Annotated in this window: 11 protein-coding genes; 6 read left to right on the forward strand and 5 right to left on the reverse strand. The window is 61.4% G+C overall.

Features of this window, described 5'->3' with window-relative positions; translation table 11 throughout:
* Positions 1-94 precede the first annotated feature (94 nt).
* Genes AC2TC0_RS00120 through AC2TC0_RS00135 form a run of 4 tightly spaced genes read right to left on the reverse strand, consistent with a single transcriptional unit; the run spans position 95 to position 4,993 of the window.
* Complete coding sequence (locus AC2TC0_RS00120; protein WP_484715457.1) at positions 95-1,216, reverse strand: ABC transporter permease; 1,122 nt, start codon at positions 1,214-1,216, stop codon at positions 95-97.
* Positions 1,213-2,346, reverse strand: a complete 1,134-nt coding sequence (locus AC2TC0_RS00125; RefSeq protein ID WP_484715458.1) for an ABC transporter permease — start codon at positions 2,344-2,346, stop codon at positions 1,213-1,215. Before AC2TC0_RS00125 ends, AC2TC0_RS00120 begins: the two co-directional genes overlap by 4 nt.
* Positions 2,343-4,013, reverse strand: a complete 1,671-nt coding sequence (locus AC2TC0_RS00130; protein ID WP_484715459.1) for an ATP-binding cassette domain-containing protein — start codon at positions 4,011-4,013, stop codon at positions 2,343-2,345. The genes AC2TC0_RS00125 and AC2TC0_RS00130 overlap by 4 nt, the downstream gene beginning before the upstream one ends.
* The gene (locus AC2TC0_RS00135) at positions 4,010-4,993 is read right to left on the reverse strand and encodes an HlyD family secretion protein (RefSeq protein WP_484715460.1); all 984 of its coding nucleotides are present in this window, start codon (positions 4,991-4,993) and stop codon (positions 4,010-4,012) included. The genes AC2TC0_RS00130 and AC2TC0_RS00135 overlap by 4 nt, the downstream gene beginning before the upstream one ends.
* 468 nt (positions 4,994-5,461) lie before the next feature.
* On the opposite strand from AC2TC0_RS00135, the gene AC2TC0_RS00140 reads away from it, so the two are divergent.
* The 6 genes from AC2TC0_RS00140 to AC2TC0_RS00165 all read left to right on the forward strand — a co-directional run bounded on the left by AC2TC0_RS00140 (position 5,462) and on the right by AC2TC0_RS00165 (position 10,705).
* Complete coding sequence (locus AC2TC0_RS00140; RefSeq protein ID WP_484715461.1) at positions 5,462-7,399, forward strand: ribonucleoside-diphosphate reductase subunit alpha; 1,938 nt, start codon at positions 5,462-5,464, stop codon at positions 7,397-7,399.
* A complete protein-coding gene (locus AC2TC0_RS00145) occupies positions 7,390-7,632 on the forward strand; it encodes a hypothetical protein (RefSeq protein ID WP_484715462.1) in 243 nt (80 codons plus the stop codon). Before AC2TC0_RS00140 ends, AC2TC0_RS00145 begins: the two co-directional genes overlap by 10 nt.
* Positions 7,629-7,820, forward strand: coding sequence for a hypothetical protein (locus AC2TC0_RS00150; protein ID WP_484715463.1), 192 nt, complete (start codon positions 7,629-7,631; stop codon positions 7,818-7,820). The genes AC2TC0_RS00145 and AC2TC0_RS00150 overlap by 4 nt, the downstream gene beginning before the upstream one ends.
* 60 nt (positions 7,821-7,880) lie before the next feature.
* Positions 7,881-8,939, forward strand: coding sequence for a ribonucleotide-diphosphate reductase subunit beta (locus tag AC2TC0_RS00155; protein ID WP_484715464.1), 1,059 nt, complete (start codon positions 7,881-7,883; stop codon positions 8,937-8,939).
* Positions 8,936-9,163: a hypothetical protein gene (locus AC2TC0_RS00160; protein ID WP_484715465.1), complete on the forward strand. Its 228-nt coding sequence runs from the start codon at positions 8,936-8,938 to the stop codon at positions 9,161-9,163. Before AC2TC0_RS00155 ends, AC2TC0_RS00160 begins: the two co-directional genes overlap by 4 nt.
* 81 nt (positions 9,164-9,244) lie before the next feature.
* Positions 9,245-10,705 carry a P-loop ATPase, Sll1717 family gene (locus AC2TC0_RS00165; protein ID WP_484715466.1) on the forward strand — a complete coding sequence of 487 codons (1,461 nt, stop codon included), beginning with the start codon at positions 9,245-9,247 and terminating at the stop codon, positions 10,703-10,705.
* A gap of 66 nt (positions 10,706-10,771) precedes the next feature.
* Here the strand turns inward: AC2TC0_RS00165 and AC2TC0_RS00170 are convergent, their stop codons facing one another.
* Positions 10,772-11,584, reverse strand: coding sequence for a class I SAM-dependent methyltransferase (locus AC2TC0_RS00170; RefSeq protein ID WP_484715467.1), 813 nt, complete (start codon positions 11,582-11,584; stop codon positions 10,772-10,774).
* Positions 11,585-11,677: the final 93 nt, after the last annotated feature.

An 11,677-nucleotide genomic window follows, 5' to 3' on the forward strand; every position in this document is an offset into this window, starting at 1 on the left:
CGGCGAAATGGGTTCATTTGTCCGCCATAGTGGCGCGTTTACTACAATATGCCCTGAAACCGGACAATTATCAGCCACTTGCGCGCAACGAACCTCAATCGCCGTGGCGCAGCCGCCGGTCAATCAGCCACCAGGCCAACACGGCGGCGCCTGCGCCCACCAGCGCAACCGGCCACAGCTGCGGCCATACTGCGCCCGCCGGCATGGCTTTCAGGAACAATCCTTCGACCACCGTCAATATGTGGCTGGCGGGGTCGAACCAGGCGATTTGCTGGAGCCAGCCGGGCATATTGTCCACCGGCGCGGCATAGCCCGACAGCAGGATGATCGGGATGGTCGCCAGAAACATGCCCAGAAACGCCTGTTGCTGGTTGCGCGCCAGCAGCGAGATCGCCACCCCCAGCGCCGCTAGCGCGATGAAATAAAGCGCCAGCGCAGCATAAAGCAGCAGCAGCGATCCGGTCAAAGGCACGGCATAGACGAGCGGGATGAAGACCACGAAAAAGGTCGCGGTCGCCATCCCGACCAGGAACGCCGGGGTCAGCTTGCCAACCAATACCTGCCATGCCGACAAAGGCAGCACCACCAGTTGCTCGATGGTGCCGAACTCGCGCTCGCGCGCCACCGACTGGCACGACACCGACATCACCTGCACCGCGCCGATGACCACGATCAGGCTGGGCAGGGTGAACCACAGATAGATCAGGTTGGGGTTGAACCAGTGCGTCGTCACCACCGCGATCGGCGCATCGCCCCCTCGCCGCGCCCCTTGTTGCCGCGCAATTTCGTCCAGATAGGCAGCGACGATCTGCGCCGCATTGGCGCGCCGCCCGTCCAGCAGCACCAGCAGCTCGGCTCCCTCATGGCTCGCCAGCCGGTCGTCGAGCGAATCGCCTACCAGCACCCCGCCCATCACCGCTTGCACATCGATGGCATCGCGCAGCGCATCGGCATCAGGATAGCGTTTGACCTCGTCGAACCAGGGGCTGGCATCAATGGCGGCGACCAGGCTTTGTGTCGCCGCACCATTGTCGCGCGCGACCACCCCGATATCGACGCCGCGCACCTCCAGCGTGGTTGCAAGGCCAAACAGCAGCAATTGTACCACGGGCGAGATGAGCAAAGTCGTGCGCGCCTTTTTGTCGCGCAGCACGACCTGCAATTCCTTGACCATCAGCGCCCACAGCCGGGTGATCGCTGCCCCGCGCCGGCTCATGAAATGCTCCGCTGCGTGGCGGAAATTGCGCGCCAGAAAAAGAAGACCCCGAACGCCATTAGCGCCGCCATGCTTGGCCAGATCAGCCCCCAGATATCGCCGGCCAGAAACAGCGATTCCAGCGGTGGAATCAGGTAGCGCGCGGGGACCAGCCAGGTCAGCCATTGAATGGCGACGGGCATCGAGCTGATTTCGAACAGAAAGCCCGACAAGAGCAGCGACGGCAGAAAGCCCGATAGCAGCGCATATTGCGTCGACACAAATTGGCTCTTCGCCGCGGCCGAAATCAGCAAGCCTTGCCCCAGCGTTGCAAACAGGAACGCCGCCGACAGCCCGACCAGCGCCAGAAAGGACCCGCGCAGCGGCAGTTCATACCACCCCACCGCGACCGCCACGCACAGGCTCATCGACCCCAGCCCGAGCAGGAAATAGGGCGTCACCTTGGCAATGATCATCTCGGTCACGGAAAGGTCGGTGGCAAGCAGCGCCTCCATTGTCGCGCGTTCCCATTCGCGCGCGACGACCAGCGCGGTCAGCATCGAACCGATCATCGCCATCACAATGGCAATCGCGCCCGGCACCAGAAAATAGCGGCTCTTCAGCGTCGCATTATACACATAATGCGGCACGACGCGCAGCGCCTGAGCGCCTGAACCCGGCCGCGCCGAACCACGTTCGTTGGCTTCGGCCGCCGACCATGCCCGCACCAAAGCGCGCGCATGGCCGTCGGCGAAGGCGGCGGTGTTGGGCACCGACCCATCGGTGATCAGCTGCACCGTCGCCGGCGCACGGCGCGCTACCGTCCGCGAAAAATCCTCTGGGATCACAATGATCGCGCGCAGCCTGCCGGCCACCAGTTCGCCGCGCGCATCATCGACCGAGGTCATCGGCGCGATGCGGAACGACGGGCTCGCCGCGAAAGCGCCCGCCAGCCGCTGCGCTGCGCCGCCATTGTCCCTCACCACCAGAGCCGTGCGCGTCGCCGCCGTGTCGAGCGATACGGCATAGCCAAACAGGAACAGCAGCAGCAGCGGCAGCAGTCCCGCAATGCCAAAGGTCGAAGGGTCGCGGCGAATCTGTCCCCATTCCTTGCGCATAACCGCGCCCATGCGCTGCAGCCGCGCGCTCATGCCGCCACCCGTTGCTGGTCGAGCAGTGCAAAGAAAGCCGCCTCCAACGTGTCGGCCCCCGCGCCCGTCTTTACCGCATCGGGCGGCCCGCTCGCGATCATCTGTCCGCCGTGTACCAGCGCGATCCGGTCGCAATATTCGGCTTCGTCCATGAAATGGGTGGTCACAAATATCGTGACGCCGCGCTCGGCCATGGCGTTGATGTGCGACCAGAATTCGCGCCGCGTCAGCGGATCGACCCCCGATGTCGGTTCGTCAAGGAACAGGACCGGTGGCTGGTGCATGATCGCGCAGGCCAGGCTCAAGCGCTGACGCAGTCCGGGCAGCAGATCGCCCGCGCCCGTGTCGGCAACGCCCCCCAGCCCGAATGTCTCCAGCGCGCCCGCCACCGCCGCGTCGCGCGCCGCACCCTGCAAGCCATAGGCCCCGGCAAAAAAACGCAAATTCTGCGTCGCCGTCAGCGCGGCATAGAGCGAAAAGCGCTGCGCCATATAGCCCAGCTGTTGGTGCGCCGCCGCGCGCTCGCGCGCCATGTCAAACCCCGCCACCCGCGCTGTGCCACCCGACGGGTTGATGAGTCCGCACAGCATGCGAAAACATGTTGTCTTGCCTGCGCCATTGGGCCCCAGCAGCCCGAAAATCTCGCCGCGCGCCACCGACAAGTCGATACCCTGAACCGCCGTGAAGTCACCGAACCGCCGCACCAGCCCCTCGGCCAGGATCACGGGCGCGGTCGCAGGCGGAATGTCGCGATAGGCTGTGGTCAACGGGCTGGGGGCAAGACGCGCGCCGCCCAGCGCATCGATAAAGGCATCCTCCAGCCGCGGTGGTGCCGTTGACAGCGGCTGGACATTGATCTGCGCCAGCGCGCCTTCGAACGGCGGCTTGGCCTCTGGCGTCACCACGACGCGCACCGAAGCGCCTTGCACGGTCGCATCGATAACATCGGGCGCGGCCAGCGCCGCCGCCAGCACGCGCCGCGCGCGCGTGCCTTCCAGCGCCAGCCGCCACACTCGCCCCGTCATCGCGGCGGAAATCTGCGCGGGCGGTCCTTCGGCCAGGACGCGTCCCTCGTGCAACATGACAATGCGGTCACAGTGGTCGGCCTCGTCCAAATTGCTGGTCGCCCAGACAATGCCCGTGCCTTCGCCCGCCAGGCTCCGCACCAGCGCCCACAGCTCGGCGCGCGAAACCGGATCGACGCCGACGCTGGGTTCATCGAGCAGCACCAGTTTGGGCTGCGTTACCAGCGCGCAGGCGAGTCCCAGTTTCTGCCGCATCCCGCCCGACAATTGCCCCGCCTGCCGCCCCGAGAATTGGTTCAGCCCCGCCGCCGCCAGCACCTTGGCACGGGCGTCCGCGTCGGCCCCGCCGCGCAAATCGGCGTAGAGCGCCAGATTCTCGGCCACCGACAAATCGTCATACAGCCCGGCCGACTGGGGCATATAGGCGCGCGCCGCCTGCGCCACGGGCGACAATATAATGGTTCCGGCATCGGCGCTGCCGATCCCCGCGAGCAATTTGAGCAGCGTCGATTTGCCCGCGCCATCCGGCCCGACCAGCCCCAGCGTCTCGCCGGGAAAAACCTGCAGATTAACGCCGTCGAGCGCGATGACCTCGCCAAAGCGCTTGGCCAGCGCGGTCACGCTGGCGAGCACGGAGCTCATCGGGCTTTACCAAGATCCACGGTAATCGGCTGGCCCTGCCGCAACTCGCCTTTGGGATCGTCGACGATGATGCGGATGCGGTAAACCAGGTCGGCGCGCTGGCTTTCTGTTTCCACCGTGCGCGGGGTGAATTCGGCCGTTGGCGAGATATTGCCGATCCGTCCCGGCCAGCGCTTGCCGCCGCTCGCCACCACATGCACCTGCTGCCCGGGCTTGATCTGGCCCAGCAATGGCTCGGGAACATAAGCGCGCACGCGCACGGGTTGGGTGATCGCCAGCGTCAGCACCGGTTCGCCCGCCGCAACAATCGCGCCGGGTTCGGTTACGCGCGTCTGCACCACCCCGGCAGAGGGCGCGAACAATTGCGTGTCGGCCATGTCGGTGGCGACACGCCGCTGGCGCGCCTGTGCCGCATCCCGGCTTGCCGCGCTTTCGGCGATGGCGTCGGCGCGCGTTCCTTCGCGTAGCAGCGACAGCCGCGCGCGCACCTCGTCAATCTCGGCGCGCGCGCTGTCCTTGGCCGCGCGCGCGGCGTCGACGCGCGCTGCCGAGACAAAACCCTTTGCCGCCAGATCATTGACGCGCGCAAATTCCTTATCGGCGTTGGCCGCCACCGCTTGCGCCGCGCGCAGCGCCGCTTCGGCCTCGGCAATTTCCTGCGGGCGATTGCCGTTGCGCTGGCGCGTCAGCGCGGCATCGGCCACGTCGATTTCGGCGCGCGCGCTTGCCAACGCATCGGCAAAGGGCGCTTCCTCAAGCCGCGCCACCAGCTGCCCCGGCTTCACAGCGTCGCCCTCGTCCACCACGATGGCCGCGATCCGCCCGCCCACGCGAAAGGCAAGGTCGACCTCGCGCACCTCGACATTGCCGTTGATCGTCTGGCGCGCCTCATCGCCGCCAAACCAGCCCGCGCGCCAGCCATAAACGGCAAGCGCTGCCAGCACCGCAAGGATGATCAGACGCACGCCGCGCCGCTTCATTGCGCCCCCTCTCCCTGTTCCATCCGGCGGGTATGGCCCCGCTCTTTGAGCTCTCGGCAAGCTAACAGCTTGGTTTTGCCGTGCAACCCCCTGATCGCCCAACGCCCCGCCGCGTGACGCTTTCGTTTCACCGCTGTCACAAAGCGATTTTGGCGACGAAGCGAATCAAAATGGCGACGAATTGAGTCGCTTAATTGTCATTTACCGTCTTGCATCGTCGCGCAGTGATGGCACTATGGATGGTGGGTCGCCGGGGGAGGATACCCAAGAGATAGTATCAGGCCGCTTTTGGCGGTTTTCTGCGGCGCGCAGTCAAGCGACTCGCGCTGAGGGGGATTTTCGCGCCGTTTGTTCCGGCAAAAAAACGGGCGCGGCGAGGTTAAGAATGCTAAACGGGACGTTCGTCCCGAGTCGAACAAGATGTGAACATCGCCCTTGCAAAGGGGGCGGCAACAGGGGCAAGAAGAGATGGATTTTCGCGATACGGACCGGGTGGAGGCAAACGACGTGGCAACGGTGGAACTGGAAAAGACGGATGCGGCAAAGGGCGCCGAATCAACGCCCAAGGCCAAGCTGAACGCGCCCAGCGAGTCGGCTTCCGTCCACGCGCCCCGATTCGCGGTCACCACCGATTCGTCGCGCGACGCGCTGCTCACCGCGTTCGGCAAGGAAACGCTGGAGGACCGCTATCTCCTCCCCGGCGAATCCTATCAGGACCTGTTCGCCCGCGTTGCCGCTGCTTATGCCGACGATGCCGAACACGCCCAGCGCATCTACGATTATATCAGCCGCCTGTGGTTCATGCCGGCGACGCCCGTTTTGTCTAACGGCGGCACCGGTCGCGGTCTTCCCATTTCTTGCTATCTCAATTCGGTCGACGACAGCCTGGAGGGCATCGTCAACACGTGGAACGAAAATGTCTGGCTCGCCTCGCGCGGCGGCGGCATCGGCACCTATTGGGGCAGCGTGCGCGGCATCGGCGAGCCCGTTGGCCTCAACGGCAAGACCAGCGGCATCATCCCCTTCGTGCGCGTGATGGACAGCTTGACCCTCGCGATCAGCCAGGGCTCGCTGCGCCGCGGCTCGGCGGCCTGCTATCTCGACATTTCGCACCCCGAAATTGAAGAGTTCCTCGAAATCCGCAAACCCAGCGGCGATTTCAACCGCAAGGCCTTGAACCTGCATCACGGCGTGCTCTTGACCGACGAATTTATGGAAGCGGTGCGCGACGGGGCCGAATTCAACCTCAAGAGCCCCAAGGACGGCAGCGTTCGCGGCACGGTCGATGCGCGCAGCCTGTTCCAGAAGGTCGTCGAAACCCGCCTGGCCACGGGCGAGCCGTACATCATCTTCATCGATCAGGTGAACCGGATGATGCCCAAGCATCACCGCGACCTGGGCCTCAAAGTCTCGACCTCGAACCTGTGCAGCGAAATCACCCTGCCCACGGGCCGCGACCATCTGGGCAATGACCGTACGGCGGTGTGCTGCCTCTCGTCACTGAACCTTGAAACCTGGGACGAATGGCAGGGCGACAAGCAATTTATCGAGGATGTCATGCGCTTCCTCGACAATGTGCTCCAGGATTATATCGACCGGGCGCCCGATGAGATGGCGCGCGCCAAATATAGCGCCAGCCGTGAACGCAGCGTCGGCCTTGGCGTCATGGGTTTCCACAGCTTCCTGCAGGCGCGCGGCCTGCCGTTCGAAGGCGCGATGGCCAAATCGTGGAACCTGAAAATCTTCAAGCACATCCGCGCGCAGGTCGATCAGGCCTCGATGCTGCTCGCCAACGAGCGCGGCCCTTGCCCCGACGCCGCCGACATGGGGGTGATGGAGCGGTTCAGCTGCAAGATGGCGATCGCGCCGACCGCGTCGATTTCGATCATCTGCGGCGGCACCAGCGCGTGCATCGAACCGATCCCGGCAAATATCTACACCCACAAGACGCTGTCGGGCAGCTTCATCGTCAAGAACCCGCACCTCGAATCGTTGCTCGTCGACAAGGCGAAGAACAGCGACGCGGTGTGGAACTCGATCCTGGAAAAGGGCGGCAGCGTCCAGCACCTCGACTTCCTGACGCAGGACGAAAAGGATTGCTTCAAGACCAGCTTTGAAATCGACCAGCGCTGGCTGCTCGAACTTTCCGCCGACCGCACGCCCTATATCGATCAGGCTGCCTCGCTCAATCTGTTCATCCCGGCGGATGTCGAGAAATGGGACCTGCTCATGCTCCACTACCGCGCGTGGGAACTGGGCATCAAATCGCTCTATTATCTGCGCTCGAAATCCATCCAGCGTGCAGGGTTCGCCGGCGGGGTCGAGGCTGACAACACCCCCGACGCGCCCAAGATCGAGCTGTCGGCCGAAACCACCGACTATGACGAGTGCCTGGCGTGTCAGTAATCGGCCAGATTGCTTTCTTCGGCGCGCTGGCGATCATCGCCTTCATCGGGCTCGACCTGCTGGTGCGCCAGCCGGGCCAGCGCGGCGACCGCACCGGCATCCGCGAACCGCTGCCCGAAGGCGTTGATCCCGCGTCGCTGCGCCGCCGCACCCCGCAGGCGCAGCGGCTGACGGGCGCCGTGCTCATCCTCGCCGCGCTGACTATCTTCGGCGTTGTAAGGCGGTCGCTGTGAGCGGTGGGATGGTCCCGGTGCTGGGCGTCGTGCTGCTGCTGAACGCCGCCGCGCTGGTTGCGCTGACGCTCGGCCTGCGCCGCTCGGCCGACCCCGGCAAGCGGCGTGCCGCCACCGCGGCGGGCGGCGTTGCGACGGCGGCCATCGCCGTCAGCATCCTGTTACTGCTGTTTTCGCTCTTGTCCTGAACCTGCCGCACCCCACTTCGACCCCAATGGTCGGAAATAGATTTTTTGTTGGAGTAAACCATGCCCCTGCTCGAAGCCCGCACCCAGTATAAGCCGTTCGAATATCCCTGGGCCTATGATTTCTGGAAGCGCCAGCAGCAGATCCACTGGCTGCCCGAAGAAGTGCCGCTGGGCGAAGATTGCCGCGACTGGGCGCAGAAGATTTCGGAGCATGAACGCAATCTGCTCACGCAAATCTTCCGCTTTTTCACGCAGGCCGATGTCGAGGTGCAAAATTGCTACCACGACAAATATGGCCGCATCTTCAAGCCCACCGAAATCAAGATGATGCTGACCGCGTTCAGCAACATGGAAACGGTGCACATCGCCGCCTACAGCCACCTGCTCGACACCATCGGCATGCCCGAAACCGAATATTCGGCCTTCCTCGATTATCAGGAAATGGCGGATAAGTGCGATTATATGCACCAGTTCAGCGTCGACAATGACGAGGATATTGCGCGCACGCTCGCCATGTTCGGCGGCTTTACCGAAGGCGTCCAGCTGTTCGCCAGCTTCGCCATGCTGATGAACTTCCCGCGCTTCAACAAGATGAAGGGCATGGGCCAGATCGTCAGCTGGTCGGTGCGCGACGAAAGCCTGCACTGCGAAGGCATCACCAAGCTGTTCCACGCCTTTACCAAGGAACGCGACTGCCTGACCAAATCGGTCAAGGAAGACATTATCGATTGTTGTCAAAAGGTCGTGCGGCTGGAGGACGGCTTCATCGACCTCGCCTTCGAAATGGGTCCGGTGCCGGGGATGACGGCGAAGGAAATCAAACGCTACATCCGCTACATCGCCGACTGGCGCCTTGGCCAGCTGGGCCTTCAGCCCATCTATATGATCGAGGAACACCCGCTGCCCTGGCTCGCGCCGCTACTCAACGGGGTGGAGCACGCCAATTTCTTCGAAACCCGCGCCACCGAATATTCCAAAGCCTCGACGCGCGGCAATTGGGGCGAAGTGTGGTCCAGCTTCGACAAGCGCAAACGCGCCAAGCCCGGCGAAACCGTCGCCGTCAACGACAGCGCGGGCGAAGCGGATATGTTCGCGGCGGCAGGGGTAGCGGCGGAGTGACCACCGCCCCCACCACCAACCTGATCCTGACCGCCCCCCAGCGCAAATGCCTGGAGGGCCTCAGCAACCGCGGCCCGCAACTCCCGAACGACCCCGTTCGCGACGAGCTGGCCGCGCTGACGCTGATCGAGAAAAAGGGCCCCAAATGGGTGCTGACGCCGGCGGGGAAGAAATTGCTGTCGGTGCAGTCCAACAAGCGGAACATGGGCGGGTTTCGGGTTTGAGGACTCAAAGGCCAAAGGGCTTCCCGAATTGACTATCAAAACTAAGGAAGCCTGCCTTTCTCAATTTGGGGTTAGCATGATATGGCGATATCATTCGACGATGCGACAGTTCGAAAAATATTCGGGTCAGAAGCAGCCGAAAGTGAAGACCCGGAACGCCTCAAAGAGTATTTTCTCAAGAACGGAGCATATGACGATTTAACAGCTGATCTACCGCTTCGCATAGTTACTGGCCACAAGGGCGTCGGAAAGTCAGCGCTATTGAGACGCGCTTACTTAGATGACTTAGACCGTAATGTGTTGGCCGTTGAAATTCAGCCAAACGATATATCTGAATTGATGGCAACGAAGGGCCATGAGTCGTTCATTCAGAAAATTGAGCGATGGAAATCTGGCATAAAGCGCATTGTTGCACAGAAAGCTGTTGATTCACTAATCGCCAATCCTGTCGATAGCATCACCGCTTTGGGTCAAATAAATTTGGGACAGAGAACAACGGCGTTCATCCGTCGATGCGTCGAGTTAATCAAGCCAAATCTAAACGATGGAATAAACTCTATAGTTGCCGAATCGTTCTTAAAAGATAACATTGTTAGAATCTACATCGATGATGTAGATCGTGGCTGGTCTGCTAGTGACGATGACATTTCAAATATATCAGCTCTAATAAATGCTGTCCGTGATCTTTGTAATTCTGATAAAGGTCTACAGTGCAGAATTGCGCTGCGCACAGATGTCTATTTCCTTGTGCGAACTTCAGATGAATCAACTGATAAAATTGAACAGGATGTAATTAGATTACAATGGAGTAATGATGAAATACTAAGGATGATTGCCGTTCGTATTATGACATACTTCCACAAGACTAACTACAATGACTTATCAGGCCTCTCTCAAGCTCGAATTTCCAAGGAAATTCTGTCAGATGTCATGGAACCTATATACCAGGGACGGGGCCTATGGGAGAACGTTCCAGTTTCTGTTCCGCTTATGTCACTTTGCCGAAAGAGGCCTCGTGACCTTGTAAAACTTTTGCATGCAGCGGCGCGAGAAGCCGCCCGCTCGAAGAACAACTTAATAAGCTCAAAAGACCTAACCACAGCATTCGAAAGCTATTCTGACGAACGCTTGCAAGATTTGGTGAACGAGTTCAAAAGTGAAATGCCTGAAATAAAGAATCTATTGTTAAAATTTAAGCCATCAAAGCGACAGAAGCAAGCTTCAATTAACTACAGATTTACCACGGATCAGCTGATAACGAAGATTAAGGATATTCGACAACAGGTTAGGGTTTCCTTCAAATCTAAGACCGCTGTTACTGACAGGTCAGTGCTTTCATTTTTATACAAAATCGACTTTATTATAGCACGAAGCGAAGAGAGTGGAAAAGCAGTTTGGACCTATTTTGATCAACGACGCTTTCTATCTAATGATGCTGTTGATTTCGGATATATGTGGGAGATTCATCCGGCATATCGATGGGCAATACAGCCGAATGACATTCAAAGTGTGATAGATTCCCTAGACGATATCTCGGCATAGCTAATTCAACGCAAGCTAAGCAGTGAATTTGAAATCAAGCTAATCTTGTAATACTATATGATGCTGCTACACCCCCACCTCAACCCGCAAAAACGCCGCCGGAATCTCCGTCCGCCCGTTATCCCCACTCACATTCTGCGCCTCAAACAACTCCAGCAGTTCGGCGTCCAGCGCGCCCTCGCGCCCGTCCTCCGCCGCCGCGTCATAGGCGTTCATCGTCGGGCCGTACCAATCGCGGAAGATGTTCAGAAATTCGCGCGGCGGGCCGTCAAAGGCAAAAGTCCACATCACGCGGCGACATCTGAGGCGCTCGTCCGCCACCCCCGCCGCGGCAAAGCGTTCGCGCGCGACCTCTTCCTTGCCCCACAGCACCGGGCTGACAAAGCCCTCGGGCGGCGGCGGTGAATAGGACGCACTGATTTTCAGCACCTGGGCGATCAGCGTCGGGTCGCCGGGGATCCAGTTGCCCATGACGATGCGCCCGCCGGGCCGCGTCACGCGCACCATTTCGCGCGCAACATCGTCGGGTCGCGGCGCGAACATTGCGCCGAAAATGCTGACCACCAGGTCAAACCGATCATCGGCCAGATCGGTCAGCGCCGACGCATCGCCCTCCTGAAAGCGGATATTGTTCAGGCCCAGCGCCGCCGCGCGCGCATTGCCCGCCGCGACCAGATTGCTGGCGATATCGACGCCCAGCACATTGGCCCCCGCCTGCGCCGCCGGGATCGCGGTGGTGCCATCGCCGCAGCCCAGGTCCAGCACGTCCATCCCCGGCGCGACGCCGATGTCGGCGACCAGCGCCGCGCCGCTCGCCCGCATGCACGCCGCGAGTCGGGTGAAATCGCCCTTTTCCCATAAGGCCTTGTTCGCGTTCATCGCATCTGTCCCCCCACCATGATGCGGCGGTGTAGCACCCCGGCGGCGCGCGCCCTAATGCGCTCCCCCACTTTCCCCTGTCCTACACGCGCC

It is taken from the genome of Sphingopyxis sp. sgz302558 (assembly GCF_057220455.1).